General features: G+C 69.2%; 17 protein-coding genes. 9 read left to right on the forward strand and 8 right to left on the reverse strand.

Going from position 1 to position 17325, the window contains the following annotated elements:
• Positions 1–8 precede the first annotated feature (8 nt).
• Both R2APBS1_RS17960 and R2APBS1_RS17965 read left to right on the forward strand, forming a co-directional pair.
• Positions 9–1259: an O-antigen ligase family protein gene (locus tag R2APBS1_RS17960; protein ID WP_231378389.1), complete on the forward strand. Its 1251-nt coding sequence runs from the start codon at positions 9–11 to the stop codon at positions 1257–1259.
• Positions 1260–1267: 8 nt separating this feature from the next.
• A complete protein-coding gene (locus tag R2APBS1_RS17965) occupies positions 1268–2269 on the forward strand; it encodes a glycosyltransferase (RefSeq protein ID WP_015449017.1) in 1002 nt (333 codons plus the stop codon).
• Here the strand turns inward: R2APBS1_RS17965 and R2APBS1_RS17970 are convergent.
• Genes R2APBS1_RS17970 through R2APBS1_RS17980 form a run of 3 tightly spaced genes read right to left on the reverse strand, consistent with a single transcriptional unit; the run spans position 2257 to position 4977 of the window.
• Complete coding sequence (locus R2APBS1_RS17970) at positions 2257–3093, reverse strand: glycosyltransferase family 2 protein (RefSeq protein ID WP_015449018.1); 837 nt, start codon at positions 3091–3093, stop codon at positions 2257–2259. The genes R2APBS1_RS17965 and R2APBS1_RS17970 overlap by 13 nt on opposite strands.
• A 10-nt stretch (positions 3094–3103) precedes the next feature.
• The gene (locus R2APBS1_RS17975; RefSeq protein ID WP_007513510.1) at positions 3104–4030 is read right to left on the reverse strand and encodes a glycosyltransferase family 2 protein; all 927 of its coding nucleotides are present in this window, start codon (positions 4028–4030) and stop codon (positions 3104–3106) included.
• A complete protein-coding gene (locus R2APBS1_RS17980; protein ID WP_007513508.1) occupies positions 4027–4977 on the reverse strand; it encodes a UDP-glucuronic acid decarboxylase family protein in 951 nt (316 codons plus the stop codon). The genes R2APBS1_RS17975 and R2APBS1_RS17980 overlap by 4 nt, the downstream gene beginning before the upstream one ends.
• Before the next feature lie 173 nt (positions 4978–5150).
• On the opposite strand from R2APBS1_RS17980, the gene R2APBS1_RS17985 reads away from it, so the two are divergent.
• The 4 genes from R2APBS1_RS17985 (at position 5151) to R2APBS1_RS18000 (ending at position 9125) form a co-directional block, all read left to right on the forward strand.
• On the forward strand, positions 5151–5966 hold the full coding sequence (locus tag R2APBS1_RS17985) for a glycosyltransferase family 2 protein (RefSeq protein WP_015449020.1): 816 nt from the start codon (positions 5151–5153) through the stop codon (positions 5964–5966).
• Entirely contained in the window at positions 5966–7009 is a 1044-nt protein-coding gene (locus R2APBS1_RS17990) for a CDP-glycerol glycerophosphotransferase family protein (protein WP_015449021.1), read from the forward strand. Before R2APBS1_RS17985 ends, R2APBS1_RS17990 begins: the two co-directional genes overlap by 1 nt.
• A 71-nt stretch (positions 7010–7080) precedes the next feature.
• On the forward strand, positions 7081–8808 hold the full coding sequence (locus R2APBS1_RS17995) for an ArnT family glycosyltransferase (RefSeq protein ID WP_015449022.1): 1728 nt from the start codon (positions 7081–7083) through the stop codon (positions 8806–8808).
• Complete coding sequence (locus tag R2APBS1_RS18000; protein ID WP_007513501.1) at positions 8805–9125, forward strand: tetratricopeptide repeat protein; 321 nt, start codon at positions 8805–8807, stop codon at positions 9123–9125. Before R2APBS1_RS17995 ends, R2APBS1_RS18000 begins: the two co-directional genes overlap by 4 nt.
• 51 nt (positions 9126–9176) lie before the next feature.
• Here the strand turns inward: R2APBS1_RS18000 and R2APBS1_RS18005 are convergent, their stop codons facing one another.
• The 3 genes from R2APBS1_RS18005 to folB form a co-directional block, all read right to left on the reverse strand.
• Entirely contained in the window at positions 9177–10037 is an 861-nt protein-coding gene (locus tag R2APBS1_RS18005; protein ID WP_015449023.1) for a DUF6159 family protein, read from the reverse strand.
• A gap of 74 nt (positions 10038–10111) precedes the next feature.
• Positions 10112–10600 (reverse strand): 2-amino-4-hydroxy-6-hydroxymethyldihydropteridine diphosphokinase, encoded by a 489-nt coding sequence (gene folK / locus R2APBS1_RS18010; RefSeq protein WP_015449024.1) that lies wholly within the window; start codon positions 10598–10600, stop codon positions 10112–10114.
• Entirely contained in the window at positions 10600–10959 is a 360-nt protein-coding gene (gene folB / locus R2APBS1_RS18015) for a dihydroneopterin aldolase (protein ID WP_007513495.1), read from the reverse strand. Before folB ends, folK begins: the two co-directional genes overlap by 1 nt.
• Positions 10960–11056: 97 nt before the next feature.
• On the opposite strand from folB, the gene dbpA reads away from it, so the two are divergent.
• Positions 11057–12436 carry an ATP-dependent RNA helicase DbpA gene (gene dbpA / locus R2APBS1_RS18020; protein WP_015449026.1) on the forward strand — a complete coding sequence of 460 codons (1380 nt, stop codon included), beginning with the start codon at positions 11057–11059 and terminating at the stop codon, positions 12434–12436.
• A 27-nt stretch (positions 12437–12463) separates the two neighbouring features.
• Complete coding sequence (locus R2APBS1_RS18025) at positions 12464–13243, forward strand: glutaminyl-peptide cyclotransferase (RefSeq protein ID WP_015449027.1); 780 nt, start codon at positions 12464–12466, stop codon at positions 13241–13243.
• 22 nt (positions 13244–13265) lie between these two features.
• On the opposite strand, the gene R2APBS1_RS18030 is transcribed toward R2APBS1_RS18025, so the two are convergent.
• Both R2APBS1_RS18030 and R2APBS1_RS20330 read right to left on the reverse strand, forming a co-directional pair.
• Positions 13266–14504, reverse strand: coding sequence for a TIGR03862 family flavoprotein (locus tag R2APBS1_RS18030; RefSeq protein WP_081602834.1), 1239 nt, complete (start codon positions 14502–14504; stop codon positions 13266–13268).
• A complete protein-coding gene (locus tag R2APBS1_RS20330; protein WP_155950249.1) occupies positions 14501–14764 on the reverse strand; it encodes a hypothetical protein in 264 nt (87 codons plus the stop codon). The genes R2APBS1_RS18030 and R2APBS1_RS20330 overlap by 4 nt, the downstream gene beginning before the upstream one ends.
• A gap of 493 nt (positions 14765–15257) precedes the next feature.
• On the opposite strand from R2APBS1_RS20330, the gene R2APBS1_RS18035 reads away from it, so the two are divergent.
• Complete coding sequence (locus tag R2APBS1_RS18035; RefSeq protein WP_015449029.1) at positions 15258–17324, forward strand: pre-peptidase C-terminal domain-containing protein; 2067 nt, start codon at positions 15258–15260, stop codon at positions 17322–17324.
• Position 17325 lies beyond the last annotated feature (1 nt).

Here is a 17325-nt window from a genome sequence, read left to right on the forward strand (position 1 = left end):
TTTCTCGCGTGCGCGCTCACCCCGCTTCATGGCAGCTCTGGACCGCTTCGCTGCTGCTGGCAGTCATGCCGCTGTGTTTCGCCGTATCCGGGCGCTTCAAGAGCCTGCCGATGGCCCTGCTGTTCGTGACCGGCGTGGTCCTGCTGGCCACGCGGGCGGAGAGCCGGCAGGCCTGGCGACTGGCCTGGCCGGTCATCGCCGTCTGCATGCTGCGCCTGCTGTATGACATCGGCAACTTCCTGAGCCACCGGCTCGACTGGTCCACCCTCGACCTGCCGGCGCAGACCCTGCTGTTCCTGGGCATCGCGGCCGTGTTCACGCTGCCGCTGAAGCAGCGCGTGATCGCGCTTGGCTTCAGCCTGACCGCCGTGCTGCTGGGTGCGGCGAGCCTGTACCAGCGCTACGCGCTGGGTGTCGACCGCCCCTACGGATTGAACGGCGGCGACTGGGCCGCGGTCGAGTTTGCGATGTACCTGCTGGTGCTGGTGCTGCTGGCGATGCTGCAGGCGTTGCGGCCGGACACCCGGCGCGGCGACCGCTGGCTGCACGTCGCCGCCGTGGCGGTCGGCCTGTACGGCGCGGTGCTGACCCAGAGCCGCGGCCCGCTGCTGTCGTTCGCCCCGGTCTACCTGGGGCTGATGCTGTGGCATGCGATGCGTTCGCGGCACTGGCGCCGCGTGCTGGTGCTGTTCGCGGCAACCGTGCTCGGCATGCTGGCGGTCACCGCCACGCTGCACCGGGAACTGGTCGAACGGCTGACCGATGTCCCGGCCGAGATCGCCAGTTACGACACCGGCGGCGACAGCAACGGCAGCGCCGTCGGCGAACGGCTGGAAATGTGGCGCACCGCATGGCAGGCCTTCAGCGAGCATCCGCTGGCCGGCATCGGCCTGGACCAGTTCGGCGTCTATGTGCGCGAACAGGCCGCTGCGGGCAATGCCAGCCCGCTGATCGCCAAGTATGTGCACCCGCACAGCGAATACCTCGAATCGATGGTAGCCGGCGGCCTGCCCGCGCTGCTGGTGCTGCTGCTGTTCCTCGCCGTGCCGCTGGGCTTTTTTGCCCGCCAGCTCGGCCATCCGCGGGAGCCGGTCGCCGCGGCGGCGGCGGCCGGGGTGATGGTGATCGGCATGTACGCCCTGTGTGCGTTCGGCGACAACGTGTTCTATCGGGCCATGCCGCAATCGCTCTATCTGTTCCTCGTGCTGGGCCTGGCCGTCGGCATCGGCCGTCTGCAGCGCAACGCTCCATCCTGCTGACGCCTGCCATGGCCCGCATCAATCTGCTTGCATGGGACAACCAGCGCGGTCTCAGCCACGACATCCGGCTGCTGTCCGCGGCCCTGGTCGCGCTCGGTCATCAGGTCCAGGTGACCCGGCTCGGCCCGCACCGGCACGATGGCCGCCGCAAGGTATGGCTGGCGCATGCGCGCATGTGGTGGCAACGGCTGCGCCACGCCGACCGGCACGCCACGCTGTACGACTTCAACATCGCACTGGAGCACGTGCGTCCGGACTGGTTCGGGCTGGCGCGGCGGAACCTGCTGGTGCCAAACCCGGAATGGCTGTCGCCACGCAGCCAGCGCTACCTGGCTCGCCACGACGCGATCCTGTGCAAGACCCGGCATGCGGTCGGGCTGTTCGCCGCCCGCGGCTGCCGCGCGCTGTACATCGGCTTTCGCAGCACCGACTGCCTGCAGCCGGAAATTCCGCGGCAGCCGACCTTCCTGCACCTGGCCGGCGCCAGCCGCATGAAGGGCACGCAGCGGCTGCTGGCGCTGTGGCAGCGGCACCCGGAATGGCCGAAGCTGCTGGTGCTGCAGTCGCCGCGCACCGCCACCCCGCTGACTGCGCCGGTGCCGGCCAACATCGAACACCGGATCGGCTATCCGGGCGACGTGCGCGAGATCCGCCGGCTGCAGAACGCGCACCTGTTCCACCTGTGCCTGTCGGAGACCGAGGGCTGGGGTCACTACCTGGTCGAGGCGATGAGTTGCGGCGCGGTGGTAGTCAGCTGCGACGCACCGCCGATGAACGAGCTGGTCACCCCGGCACGCGGCGTCCTGGTCGGCGCCAGCGACGCCGGGCCGTTCAACCTGAGCACGCTGCATCGCTTCGACGAGGCGGCGCTGGAAGCGGCCATCGAACGCCTGCTGGCGATGCCCGGGCACGAACGCGCGGCGCTGGGTGTCCAGGCGCGGGCCTGGTTCGAGTCGAACGAAGCGAGCTTCGCCGCGCGGCTGGATGCCGCCTTGCGTCAGCTCGGCTGAGCGGCGAGCGCGCGCAGGTCCGGCGGCGGATCGGCGAACTCGCCCAGGTGCTGCTCGACGCCGCGCTCGCAACGCAGCAGCCGGTACGTCCGCGTTTCGTCCACGATGCGGTCGTTCGGATTGTCGACGACGTGCTTGCGGGTGGGATGGTACAGGTGCGTCGCCAGCGCGCTGAAGCGCAGCTCGCGCCGGAGCAGGCCCGCATGGAAGGCGCGCAGGGCCAACTCGGTATCCTCGCGGCCCCAACCGGTCATCGCCTCGTTGAAGCCGTTCAGGCGCAGCAGGTCGTCGCGCCAGAACGCCATGTTGCAGCTCTTGATGCCGCGTTGCTTGGTGCCGGGCCGGGCATACCAGCGCGCCAGCCACGGCAGGCGCAGGGTGTGCCGGCGCCGCTCGATGCCGCGGCCGAAGAAGCCCGGCAGCGCCACGCCCTCCAGCAGGCGGCGGGTCAGCGCGGCGTCGGTCAGCACGCGCGAGCCCTGCACGAAGCAGCCGCGGCGCGCGAACGCGCGATGGTCGGCGACGAAGTGCGGCTCGGCGACCATGTCGCCGTCGAGCAGGATCACGTAGTCGCCCTGCGCGGCGGCGATCGCGCGGTTGCGCGCGCGGCTCATCCGCGCGCCATCGTCCGGCTGCCACAGGTGCACCAGGCGCACCGGGTAGTCCGCGGCGATGCGCTCCAGCAGTTCGCGCGTGGCCGGCTGCGAGCCGTCGTCGGTGACGATCACCTCGTGCGGCAGCTCGCTCTGCGCGGCCAGCGCACGCAGCACCCGCGCCAGCGCGGCGGGCCAGTTGTAGGTGATCACGGCGACGCTGATGCGCACGGCGGCGGGCTCAGTCCGTCGCCGGCACGTGCCGGCGTGGCCGGATGGCCGACCACAGGATCGACGCGGCACGCTGCTGGTTGCGCAGCCACGAGCCGTGGCGCAGGCGCGCCAGCTTCGCGTAGTGCCGGGCCTCGCGCCACGAGGGGTCGGGCTTGGTGCGGAACTCGTGCTTGACGCTCTCCAGGCAGCGCTCGTCCAGGCCGATGTTCCGGGCGTAGATCTCGATCAGGCAGCGCGAGCGGAACCGGTTGAGGTAGGTCGTGGCCGCCGTCTGCCGGCCCCACCAGCCGTTGTTGCCATGGATGCGGTAATGCACCGCGCCGGTGCGCAGGTAGTACTTGTGCGCGCCCAGCACGCTGGCGCCGAACACCAGGCAGTTGTCGGCGGACAGCCGCCAGGTCTGGCCCAGCTCCGCCGGCAGCTCCAGCGTGCGGCGCGCCCACAGCGCGCGCATCGACAACGCCGAGGTCGGCGCGCCGTACCAGTGCATCAGCACGTAGGTGCTGATCGCGGTGAAGCCGAGGTCGCGCGAACACGCGGCGTAACCCATCCAGCGCTGCTGGTCGCCGAACAGCTGCATGTCGGAGAACACGAAGTCGACATCGCGGCGGCTGTCGTAGAGTTCGCCCAGGCGCGCCAGGTAGTCCGGCTCCCAGCGGTCGTCAGCGTCGAGGAAGCAGACCACGTCGGCACGGGCCTGCGCCACGCCGCGCTGGAACGCGACCAGCTGGCCGCCATTCTCGCCGCACAGCAGGGTCACCCGCGGGTCGGCGCCGTAGCGTTCGCGCAGATACGCCGGCGTGCCGTCGGTGGAGCCGTCGTCGACCACGATGACCTGCATCGGCGCGCGGCTCTGCGCCAGCGCGCTGTCGACCGCCGTGCCGACGAAGCCGCGATAGTTGTAGCTGGTGATGACGACCGCGAAGCTGGTCATGCCGCCGCACCGTCCTGCAGCAGGCGGCGGAAGTAGCCGATGGTCTCCTGCAGGCCGTCCTCCAGCGCCACCGTCGGCTGCCAGCCGAGCCGCTCGCGGGCCACGCCGATGTCGGGCTGGCGCTGGCGCGGGTCGTCCGACGGCAGCGGCCGGTACACCAGCTTCGAGCGGCCGCCGACCAGGGCGATCACCTTCTCGGCCAGCTCCAGCATGGTGTGTTCGACCGGGTTGCCGATGTTCACCGGACCGGTGAAGCCGCGCTCGGATTCCATCATGCGCACGATCGCCTCGATCAGGTCGTCGACGTAGCAGAAGCTGCGCGTCTGGCTGCCGTCGCCGTAGATGGTGATGTCCTCGCCGCGCAGTGCCTGCATGATGAAGTTGCTGACCACCCGGCCGTCGTTCGGGTGCATGCGCGGGCCGTAGGTGTTGAAGATGCGCACCACCTTGATGTCGAGGTCGTGCTGGCGGTAGTAGTCGAAGAACAGCGTCTCGGCGCAGCGCTTGCCCTCGTCGTAGCAGCTGCGGATGCCGATCGGGTTGACCCGGCCCCAGTAACCCTCGACCTGCGGGTGCACTTCCGGGTCGCCGTACACCTCGCTGGTGGAGGCCTGCAGGATACGCGCCTTCACCCGCTTGGCCAGGCCCAGCATGTTGATCGCGCCGTGCACGCTGGTCTTGGTGGTCTGCACCGGGTCGTGTTGGTAGTGCACCGGCGAGGCCGGGCAGGCCAGGTTGAAGATGCGCTCCACCTCCACGTACAGCGGGAACGTCACGTCGTGGCGCATCAGCTCGAAGTATGGGTGGGCGAGCAGGTGCGCGACATTGCGCTTGCTGCCGGTGAAGAAGTTGTCCACGCACAGCACGTCGTGGCCGTCGTGGAGCAGGCGATCGCACAGGTGCGAGCCGAGGAAGCCGGCGCCGCCGGTGACTAGGATCCGTTTCATGCGTTGCCGTGGGGTACCGTTGCGGTAAAGGGAGAGGTGACGCCGGATCCGCTGCTGCCTGACAAATATTGTCATGGATTTCCGTGCAGGGGTGCGACCGGCTTCGCCCGACACGCAACCCGTTCAGTCCGTCGGCCCGCGGGCGCATGCCGGGCTTCGGCTAGAATCCGCCCATGCCCACGTTCCCGCTGACCCTTGCCGTGATCACCCGCAACGAGGCCGGCAGCATCGCGCGCTGCCTGGACAGCGTGCCGTTCGCGGCCGAGAAGCTGGTGGTCGACTCCGGCAGCGAGGACGACACGGTGGCGATCGCGCAGGCGCATGGCGCGCGCGTGGTGCACCAGGACTGGCTGGGCTTCGGCGCGCAACGCAACTTCGCCACCACGCAGTGCGCGCACGACTGGATCCTGGTGCTGGACGCCGACGAATACCTCAGCCCGGCACTCGCCGCCGAGCTGCAGCAGCGCCTGCCGGCACTGATGGCCGGCGATGCGCCAGCGGCGTACCTGCGCCGGCGCACGATCTACATGGGGCGACCGATGCGCTGGTACCGCCCGTCGGTGGGCGAGAAGCTGGCGCGGCTGTACCACCGCGGCCGCGCGCGCTGGAGCGACGCGCGGGTGCACGAATCGCTGCGTTTCGACGGCGCCGCGCCGACCCTGCGCGCCCCGTTCGACCACGCCAACAACCCGACCCTGCCGCACAAGCAGCTGAAGGTGCTGCGCTACGCCGAGCTGAAATGCCGCGACTGGCTGGACAAGGGCAAGCCGGTGCGGATGTGGCAGGCACCGTTCGTCTACCTGCTGGCCTTCGTCAAGGACTACCTGTTCCGGCTGGCCTTCCTGGACGGCTGGCGCGGCTTCCTGATCGCGCAGACCGCGGCCAGCTACGCGCTGTACAAGCGCATGCGGTACTACGAGATGGTCAGCCACCCGGAGTCGGTGGCAAGCGCCGCCGACCTGCTCCACCAACACGATATCGACCGCTGATGACCGACCCGAAGCCCGCTCCCAAGCACTACCTGCTGTACGGCTCCGAGCGCTACGCGCTGGCGATCCTGCGCCCGTTGCAGGAAGCCATACGCGCCCGCGGCGCCGAGGCCGCCTGGTTCTTCGACGGCCCCGGCGCGGAGGACATGGTCGCCGGCGAACGCCTGCTGACGGTCGAGGAAGTGCGCGCGTGGAAGCCGCTCGCGGTGATCACCTCGTCCAACGCGGTGCCGCACTTCTTCCCCGGGGTGAAGGTGGAGACCTTCCACGGCTTCGACGCCGGCAAGCCGCGGCACATCTACGTGCGCGGCTTCTTCGACCTGTACTGCACCACCGGCCCGCGCGACACCGCGCAGTTCCAGGCGATCGCCGACAGGGTCGGCCACTTCAGCGTGACCGAGACCGGTTTCCCCAAGCTCGACCCGTTCATGCAGGAGATCAGCGGCCCGCTGCCGCCGGTGCGCCAGCCGCCGGTGATCCTGTACCACTCCACCTTCTCGCCGTCGTGGAGCGCGGCCGAAACGCTGTACGAGGAAGTGAAGCGGCTGTCGCGCGACAGCCGCTGGCGCTGGATCGTCACCTTCCATCCGAAGATGAACCCGGAGACCACCGCGAAGTTCAAGGCGCTGCAGAACGAGTACCTCAGCTTCGCCGAGAACGACAACATTCTGGAGCTGTTCCCGCAGGTCGACCTGATGTGCTCGGACACCTCCTCGGCGCTCAACGAGTTCCTGCTCACCGGCAAGCCGGTGGTGACATTCAAGAACCGCCGGCCCGGCCCGCAGCTGATCGACATCGACGATCCGGCGCAGTTCGAGAGCGCGATCGGGCGCGCGCTGGCGCGGCCGCCGGAACTGCTGCAGGCGATCCGCGAGTACGCCGACGCGATCCACCCCTACCGCGACGGCCGCTCCAGCGAACGCGTGCTGGAGGCGATCGACGCCTTCGTCGCCCGCGGCGCGAAGAATCGCCGGCGCAAGCCGTTGAACCTGTGGCGCAAACTGAAGATCCGCCGGCGCATCGGCTACTGGGGCCCGGCCTGATCGTGCGGCCGGTCGCCTTGCGCACGCATCGCGCAGGCTAGAATCCCCACTGGCCTCCGAAGAGTCTGCCCGTGCCATCCAGCTCCTACCGTCGTTTCGAACACCTGCGCGCCACCTGGCCCTGGCTGCCGTTGTGGACTGTCGTGGCCTTGCTGGCGATCTTCTCGCACGGGCCGATGCCGCTGTATTCCACCCGCACCCTGGCGGTGGCCTGGGAGATGTGGAACCAGGGTCACTGGCTGGTGCCGCACATCAACGGCCAGCCATACAGCGAGAAGGCGCCGCTGCTGTTCTGGCTGATCCACGCCGGCTGGTTCGCGTTCGGCGTCAGCGACGCGTGGCCGCGCGTGCTCGAGGTGCTGGTAGGCGGCGCGCAGCTGGTGCTGGCCTCGCTGCTGGCGAGGCGCCTGTTCCCGGACCGGCCGTGGATGGCCAAGGCGACGCCGTGGATGCTGCTGGCGTTCGGCTACGCGTTCCTGTTCGGCCTGCAGATCATGTACGACGTGCTGCTGGCCACGTGGGCGCTGGCCGCGCTGCTGTGCCTGACGCCGAGGATGCAGCGGGCCGAGCCGCGCTGGCTGCTGTTCGGCGTGTGCGTGGGCCTGGGGCTGCTGACCAAGGGGCCGGTGATGCTGCTGCACGTGGCCTTCCCCTGGCTGCTCGGCCCGTTGTGGAACGACTGGGCCGACCGCCACCGCGCGCGCTGGTACGGCCGCGGCGCGCTGGCGCTGCTGCTCGGCGGCGCGATGCTGCTGGCGTGGGCGCTGCCGGCTGGGCTCTCCGGCGGCGAGGCGTACCGGCAACGCCTGTTCTTCACCCAGACCGCCGGCCGCGTGGTCGACAAGCTGGCCGCCGGCAAGGACCTGCAGAACCACGCCGAGCCGTTCTGGTTCTACCTGCTGTGGCTGCCGCTGATGCTGTTCCCGTTCAGCGGCTGGCCGCGCATCTGGGTGGCCGTGGCCGGCTTGCGCCGGCCGCTGGAACCCGGCCTGCGTTTCGCGCTGTGCTGGCTGCTGCCCACCTTCGTGGTGTTCTCGCTGATCAGCGGCAAGCAGCTGTACTACCCGCTGCCGGAACTCGCCGGCGCCGCACTGCTGATGGCCGGCGCGATCGCCGTGCTGCGCGAACGCCGGCCGCACCTGGCCGACAACGGCTGGCTCGGCACCTGGCCGCTGGGCGTGGGCGGCATCGCGTTCGCCGTGGCGCTGTTCATGCTGCCGCTGCTGGTGGCGAGCAACCGCCTGCACGGCGAGTGGGTCGATTCGGCGGCGCCGTACAGCCGCTACTTCAGCGTGGTGTTCCTGTTGCTCGGCGGCCTGCTGCTGCTGCGCGGCCGCGGCGAGCTGCGCCGGCTGGCGGTGGCCGGGCTGATCGGTGTACTCGCGCTCAACGCGCTGTTCACGCTGACCTTGTGGTCGCGTTACGACCTGCGCCCGATCGCCCACCTGCTCGGCGCCGCCGAGCAGGCCGGCCACCCGCTCGCCTACACCGGCAACTACGAAGGCCAGTTCCATTTCGAGGGGCGGCTGACCCGGCCGATCAGCGAACTGTTCGGTGACCAGGCCATCCAGGATTTCGCCCGCGCCCACCCGGACGGCGTGATCGTGCTGCACGTGCACCGGCCGGACGCGAACGACCTGCGCTACGCCCTGCTGGCGCAGCCGTTCCGCTCCTCCTGGCTGGTGGCCTGGCCCGCCGTCTCGCTGGCCGACCTGCGCAGCGGCCACACCCCGCCCGAACCCGCGCAGCCGACCCGGGTCTACCCGGCCGACGACTGGCGCTACCGCACCCAGCCATGAGCGCGAAGCTGATCGCCAGCCTGCGCCAACAGTGCGGCGGCCCACGCGACGGCGCGCTGCTGCGTTTCTCGCTGGGCAGCGCGCTGCTGGCCGAAGGCGATGCCGGCGCAGCGGTCGACGAACTGCGTCGTGCCGTCGGCTTCGACCCGGCCTATTCGGCGGCGTGGAAACTGCTCGGCAAGGCCTGCCTTGCCCACGGCGACGCAGCGGCCGCCGCCGCGGCCTGGCGCAGCGGCATCGCCGCCGCCGCGCAGCGCGGCGACAAGCAGGCCGAGAAGGAAATGGGCGTGTTCCTGCGCCGGCTGGAGAAGCCGTAGACGGGCACCGCGGCAGGCGCGCCCTGCGCGGTTGCAGGTTCGCGCCGCCGACTACCGCTGCTTCGGCGCAAAAGCCTGCTGCAGCAGCGCCTGGTCGAAACCGACGCTGGCCTCGCCCGCTTCCGCGTAACGGTACAGCGCGGCCGAGTAGATGCCCTGCAGCGACGCCTGGACCAGCCCGAGCAGGGTCAGCCCCAGCACCACCACGGCCACCGCCAGCACGATCGCCACGGCCGACTGTGACACCACCGCCGCGCCGAGCAGCACCGCACCAAGCAGCACCGCCAGCAGCATCAGCAGGCCGAACACCACGCCGATGCCGCCGTTGCCGATCAGGTTCTCGCCCCAGCTGCGCTTGAGCAATTCCACGCTGCGCTTCACCGCATCGACCGGACCCGTGCCCTCGCTGGCCAGCACCGGCACCACCAGGAAAGTGGCCACGGTCCAGGCCAGGCCGATGAAGCCGACCACCAGCCGGCCGATCAGGCCCAGCCGCTCCTGGATCATCCGCAGCAGCAGGCCGACGGTGGCGGCGATCAGCGCGTAGCCGAGGATCTGCGGCAGCCGTGTGCGCGCCAGCGCGAAGCCGGCGCTCACGCTGGCCGGCTCGCCGCGCAGGTGCATCAGCGCCACGCCGGTCAGCGCGGTCTGGAAAAAGATGATCACGAAGTACTGCACCAGGTAGAAGCCGAACATCAGCAGATACGCGCCTGCCGACATGCCCTGCTCGAACGGCTGCCCGGCGTGTTCGTTGCCGATCACCAGCAGCCCGACCGGGATCAGGAAACTGGCCGCCACCAGCAGCGTGCACAACCCCGACAGCAACGGAAACACCAGCAACGACTTGTCCGAACGCAATACCGCCGCGCTCGCCTTCAGCAACGCCCAACTGCGTGCAAATTTACCGGCCATGCGTGTCTCCCCTTCATCCGTGGATCGTGAGCGGCCTTTCTAGCACCCGCCGCACGTGCGCGACAGTGCGCCGCTCAATCCGCCAGTGGCTCGACCTGCAGCGGCTCGCTGGCGGCCGGGAACGCCGCCCACAGCTCGGCCATGCTCCGCCCGCTGACCGGGTGCCGCAACGCCGGCGCGATGTCCGCGATCGGCCGCAGCACGAACGCATACCGCAATTCCTTGCGCGGAATCTGCAGGTGGCCCGGGCCATCGAGCACCAGCGCGTCGTAGAACACGATGTCGACGTCCAGCGTGCGGTCCGCATAGCGCGGCACGTCGCGGCGGCGGCCGTGGCGGTCTTCCAGCGCGTGCAGCCAGTCGTTCAACGCTTCCGGTGGAAGATCGGTATCCAGCCCCACCGCCAGGTTGATGAAATCCGCCCCATCGAAACCCACCGACTTGCTGCGATACGCCGGCGACACCGTGAGCTCGCCGAAACGCTCGCGCAACTCCCTGACGGCCGCAGGCAGGTACTGCTGCGGGTCGAGGTTGGAACCCAGGCTCAGGTAGACCCGTGCCATCAAAGCGTTCGCGTGCCGCGCTCGATGCACACGCCGACCGCCTTCGCGCCGCGCACCGCGCCGGGCTTGGACAGTTTCAGGCGCACCCAGGCCACGCCGAACTCCTCGCGGACGATCGCCGCGCAGCGCTCGGCCAGCGTCTCGACCAGGCCGAAGCCGGACGCCTCCACATAGCCGATCAGGCGCTTGGACACATCCTTGTAGTTCAGCGTGTGCGCGATGTCGTCGCTGGCCGCCGGCACGGTGTTGTCGAACGCCATCTCGATGTCGAACGACAGCGTCTGGCGCACCCGGCGCTCCCAGTCGTAGATGCCGATGACGGCGTCGATGCGCAAGTCTTCGATGAAAACGGTATCCATGGCGGCGATCAGCGAGAGGCGGTAGCCGTACAGGGTCCGCGAGCCGGCCGCCGGATGCAAGCCCGTGCCGCGATGGCCGCCATGCGATCATGTGCGGATGACCGCCTTCAACACGCTCCCGCTCAAACCCGCCCTGCTCGCCAGCGTGGAAACCCTCGGCTACACCGAGATGACCCCGGTGCAGGCGCAGAGCCTGCCGCCGATGCTGGCCGGGCGCGACGTGATCGCGCAGGCGCAGACCGGCAGCGGCAAGACCGCGGCGTTCGGGCTGAGCCTGCTGCAGTCGATCGACGTGGACACGATCCGCCTGCAGGCGCTGGTGCTGTGCCCGACGCGCGAGCTGGCCGACCAGGTCAGCAAGGCGCTCCGCAAGCTGGCCGCGAACATCCCGAACGTGAAGCTGCTGACCCTGTGCGGCGGCATGCCGCTGGGGCCGCAGCTGGCTTCGCTGTCGCACGACCCGCACATCGTGGTCGGCACGCCCGGCCGCGTGCAGGAACACCTCAAGCGCGGCAGCCTGCACGGCGGCGGCATCAAGGTACTGGTGCTGGACGAGGCCGACCGCATGCTCGACATGGGTTTCAGCGAGGCGATCGACGACATCGTCGGGCGCATCGCCAAACATCACCAGACGCTGCTGTTCTCGGCCACCTATCCGGAGGAGATTCGCGCGGTGAGTCAACGCGTGCAGACCGACCCGGTGGTGGTCACGGTGGACACGCCGGCCGAGCAGAAGCCGGCGATCGAGCAGCAGTTCATCGAGGTCGAGCCCGCACAGAAGCTCGACGCCTTGGCGCAACTGCTTGCCGGCGAGCGCGGACAACACGCGCTGGTGTTCTGCAACATGCGCCGCGACGTCGACGCGGTGGCGCAGGAACTGGACCGCCGCGGCTACTCCGCGCTGGCCCTGCACGGCGACATGGAGCAGCGCGACCGCGACGAGGTGCTGGTGCGCTTCGCCAACAAGAGCTGCAACGTGCTGGTCGCCACCGATGTGGCCGCGCGCGGACTGGACATCGCCGCGCTGCCGCTGGTGCTCTGCTACGACGTGGCGCACGACCCGGACACCCACACCCACCGCATCGGCCGCACCGGCCGCGCCGGCGAAACAGGGCTGGCGATCACGCTGTGCACGCCGCGCGAACGGCCGAAGGCGGCGAACATCGAGGAGGCCGGCGGCGTGCCGCTGTCGTGGCGCACGCTGAAAGTGGCGCCGCCGCGCGGCAAGACCCTGCAGCTGGCGCCGATGAAGACACTGGTGATCGACGCCGGCCGCCAGGACAAGCTGCGCCCCGGCGACATCCTCGGCGCGCTCACCGGCGACGCCGGCCTGGACGCGAAGGACATCGGCAAGATCGACGTGTTCGCCACCCGCGCCTACGTGGCGATCGGCCGCGCGCTGGCGGCCAAATCGCTGGAGCGGCTGCGCGCGGGGCGGATCAAGGGCCGCAACTTCCGCGTGCGTCCGCTAGGCTAGGTGCCCCACCCTCCGGAAGCCGACCCGATGCCGCGCTGGTCCATCCGCCTCCTCTCCCTTGCCCTGCTCGCCTGCACCGCCGCCGCGCACGCCGCCGACATCCCGGTCTACGGCTACCGGGTCGTGCATGCTTACCCGCACGACACCGGCGCCTATACCGAGGGACTGTTCTACAAGGATGGTTTCCTCTACGAGAGCACCGGCCAGGTCGGCCAATCGACCGTGCGCAGGGTGGCCCTGGAAACCGGCGAGGTGGTGCAGCGCCAGCGCCTGCCGAAGCAGTATTTCGGCGAGGGTATCGTCGACTGGAAGGACCGCCTGGTGCAGCTCACCTGGCAGAGCGGCACCGGTTTCGTCTACGAACTGGCCAGCTTTACGCCGCAGCGCCGCTTCCGCTACGCGGGCGAGGGCTGGGCGCTGACCCGCGACGACAAGCACCTGTACATGAGCGACGGCACGCCGGTGCTGCGCGTGCTGGATCCGGAAACGCTCGAGGTGATCCGCCGCATCACGGTCACCGCCGACGGCGCACCGGTCACCCACCTCAACGAACTGGAGTGGGTCGACGGCGAGATCTACGCCAACGTGTGGCTGACCGAGCGCATCGCGCGGATCGACCCGGCCAGCGGCCACGTGACGGGCTGGATCGACCTCACCGGTCTGTTCGACAGCAGGCAGCTGCCGAACCCCGAGGACGACGTGCTCAACGGCATCGCCTGGGACGCGGCGCGCCAGCGCCTGTTCGTCACCGGCAAGTGCTGGCCGCAGCTGTTCGAGATCGCGCTGGTGAAGCGGCCCGCACGCTGAAGCCGCGTCGCAGTCGGCAGCGTCAGCCCGCGCCCAGCAGCCGGCGCGCCGCCGCGCGGCCGGCGAGCAGGCCGCTGGCGAAGCAGGCGGTGAGCAGGTAGCCGCCGGTCGGCGCCTCCCAGTCCAGCATCTCGCCGGCGCAGAACACGCCGGGGCGGGCACGCAGCATCAGGTTTTCGTCCAGCGCCTCCAGCCGCACGCCGCCGGCGGTGCTGATCGCCTCGGCCACCGGTCGCGGCGCGCGTAGGCGCAACGGCAAGGCCTTGAGCCGCTTCGCCAGCGTCGCCGGATCGGCCAGGATGGCTTTGTCGGCGAGTTCGAACAGCAGCGCGCACTTGGCCTTGTCCAGCCCGGCGCGCCGGCGCAGCCAGTCGCCGAGGCTGTGCCTGCCGCGCGGCGCAGCCAGGCGCTCGGCGAGTACCGCTTCGGGGTAGCCGGGCACCAGGTCCAGCTTCAGCAGCGCTTCGCCGCGTTCGGCAATCTGCTCGCGCAACTCGGCGCCGATCGCGTAGATCAGACTGCCTTCGATGCCGTACTCGCTGAGCACGAACTCGCCCTGGCGCGAACGGGCCACGCCGCAACGGTCGACCCAGTGCGCCACCACCGGCTTGAGCGGGGCACCGGCGAAACGGCTGGCCAGATGCTCGCTCCACGCCAGCTCAAAGCCGCAGTTCGCCGGCTGCAGCGGCGCGACGTCGATGCAGGCCTGGCGCAGCGGCGCCACCCAGGCACCATCGGAGCCCAGTTGCGGCCAGCTGGCGCCACCGAGCGCGAGGACGGTGGCCTCGGCATGCAGCGTGCGTTCGCCCTGCGCCGTGGCGAAGCGCAACGCGCCATCGCTCCAGCCCAGCCAGCGGTGGTGCACGTGGAACGCCACGCCGGATTCGCGCAGGCGGCGCAGCCAGCCGCGCAGCAATGGTGCCGCCTTCAGGTCGGCGGGAAACACCCGGCCGGAACTGCCGGCGAAGGTCTCCACGCCGAGCCCGCGCGCCCAGGCGCGCAACGCCTCCGCGTCGAACGCGTCCAGCCAGCGCCCCACCTCATCGCGACGCGCGCCATAGCGCTCGACGAAACGCGCGCGCGGCTCGCCGTGGGTGAGGTTGAGACCGCCCTTGCCGGCCAGCAGGAATTTCCGCCCGACCGAACCCTTCGCCTCGTACAGGTCGACCGCCACCCCGGCCGCGCAGGCGGCCTCGGCCGCCATCAGTCCCGCTGGACCGCCGCCGATGATCGCCAGTCGGGGAGAAGCTTGCCGGGTCATCCGCGCATGGTCGCATGCCGCCGGCGCGACTGCAGCGGCGAAAGGCGCATCATGCGGCAACGGAAACGGCCGCCAGTCCGGGCCAACTGAATCAGAAATAAACCGGGCAGGACGATTCCCGCGGATTTGCGAAACGGTTCGCCGCGGGCACCTTCGCCAAAATCGCGCGATATATTGCGAATCGCGCCGGACAAAATCACCGCAGACGCAGATAATTGCGTACCCGCCAGCCATTCCCGGCCCGGAATGAACGGTGCCACGCGCATTCATGCCGAGGCGAAACGCCTGCACCAGCCCCGCGCACCCAGGATCCATCTGGCTGATCCGTACGCAAAATACCGCCGCAGCGGCGGCCGATCGTGTCGCGAATCACGTGCTTTTGCGCCACCGGCGCCAGCCGGATGATTATCGAAGATATTTACGGCACAACCGCGACCACGTAATTCCATGATTATGTGACAGCGATCACCCGTCATTTCAAAAAGTCCTATTGACTGGTTTCATCTGCAACTCATACCGTCGCCGCATTCGCCAATGGGGAGCTTGGCGAATGATTCTGCCGCCACGCCTTTGCAAAACCATTTGCGAATCTGCATTCGGCCCCGAGGAAAAACCGGGGACCCGGGCGCGAGGCACGGGATCGCAAGGCAATCCAGGAAAACTCGGTGCCGCGTCTGTCCACGGCACTCCATGACATGAGGCCCTCACGGCCCCAGCGGGCTTCGTTTGCCTCAAAAACTTCGGGAGTTCCACATGCTAGGCAATTTTCAATTGAAGTCGTGGGCCATCGCGGCGGGGGTCGCCATCATGGCGGCGTCCAGCGCGGCGGCCACCAATGCAGTACCCGCACAAGGTGCCGCCACGCCAGCGGCGGCAGGCAATCGGACGCTCAACCCGTACTCGCCGGCCTACGGCCATCCCTACCGCCACGGCGTGTTTCCCACCAGGGAAGCCCATGCCCGGATGAAGCAGTACCAGGCGCTGCAGGCGACCACCACCACGGCCGCCACCGGCACGCAAACGCTCAGCTACGGCGGCGGCGTCGACGGCATCGGCGTCACCAGCGGCACGCCGAAGGTCTACATCGTCGTCTATGGCAACCAGTGGGGCACCGCCAGCACCAACGCCAGCGGCAACATGACCCTCTCGGGCGACGCCTACGGTGCCGTGCCCTATCTGGAAAACCTGTTCAAGGGCCTGGGTACCGGCGGCGAGTTGTGGTCGGGCGTGATGACGCAGTATTGCGACGGCTCCTCGGTATCCACCGGCGCCACCTTCTGCCCCAGCGGCGCCCCGACCATCGGCTATCCGACCGGCGGCGCCTTCGTCAACATCTGGTACGACAATTCGGTGGCTTCGCCGTCGAATGCCACCGGCGCGCAGCTCGCGCAGGAAGCGATCAAGGCCGCGCAGCATTTCGGCAACACCACGGCGGCCTCCAACCGCTATGTGCAGTATGTGATCCTGTCGCCATCCGGCACCCATCCCGACGGCTTCAACACCAGCACTGGGCAATTCTGCGCCTGGCACGACTGGAACGGTGACCAGAGCGTCAGCTCGCCGGTGGGCGACGTCGCGTTCACCAACATGCCGTATGTGCATGACATGGGCACGAGTTGCGGCATGAACTCGGTCAACGGCAGCGCGGGTGCGCTGGACGGTTTCTCGATCGTGGAAGGTCATGAGTATGCCGAGACCGTCACCGACCAGAACCCGGCCGGCGGCTGGACCAACCACACCGGCAACGCGACCTACAACGGCCAGGAAAACGGTGACGAGTGCGCCTGGATCAGCTCCGGCCAAGGCGCCACGGCGAACGTGACCATGGGCAACGGCACCTACCCGATGCAGAGCACCTGGTCGAACGACACCAACGAGTGCGACCTCTCCCATCCGATCGTGGGCAGCGGAACGCCGACGGGTGGCACCCCGGTGGCAAACTTCGGCTACACCACCAGCGGTCTCACCGCCAACTTCACCGACAGCTCCACCGACAGCGGCGGCACGCTCTCCGCACATTCGTGGACCTTCGGCGACGGCAGCAGCTCGACCGCCACCAACCCGAGCCATACCTATGCGGCGGGCGGCACCTACAGCGTCAGCGAGACGGTGACCGACAGCGTCAACGCGCAGACCAGCACCACGACGAAATCGGTGACGGTTTCCGCGGGCGGTGGTGGCAGCGGGCTGCAGAACGGGGTGCCGGTGACGGGCCTGGCGGCAGCCACCGGTGCGCAGCTGGCCTACAGCGTGAACATCCCGGCCGGCGCGACCAACCTGGTGATCTCCATCTCCGGCGGTACCGGCGATGCGGATCTGTACACCCGGTTCGGCGCTGCTCCGACCCTGAGCAGCTATGACTGCCGTCCGTACATCACCGGCAACAACGAGAGCTGCACCGTGGCCTCGCCGCAGGCAGGCACCTACTACATCATGCTGAACGGCTACGCCGCATTCTCCGGTGTCACCCTCAAGGCCACCTGGAGCACCGGTGGTGGCGGTGGCGGCAATGTGCTGCAGAACGGCGTGGCGGCAACCGGCCTGACTGCAACCACCGGCAACAGCGTCAACTACACCATGGCCGTGACCGCCGGCGCCACCAACCTGAGCTTCAAGATTGCCGGCAGCGTGGGTGACGCGGATCTGTACGTGAAGTTCGGTTCCGCACCGACCACGTCGAGCTATGACTGCCGGCCGTACCTGACCGGCGACAACGAGACCTGCACGATCAGCAATGTGCAGGCCGGTACGTACTACGTGATGGTGCGTGCCTACCAGAGCTATTCGGGTGTCAGCCTGACCGGCAGCTACACGCCGTAAG

It is taken from the genome of Rhodanobacter denitrificans (assembly GCF_000230695.2).
Taxonomy (GTDB): domain Bacteria; phylum Pseudomonadota; class Gammaproteobacteria; order Xanthomonadales; family Rhodanobacteraceae; genus Rhodanobacter; species Rhodanobacter denitrificans.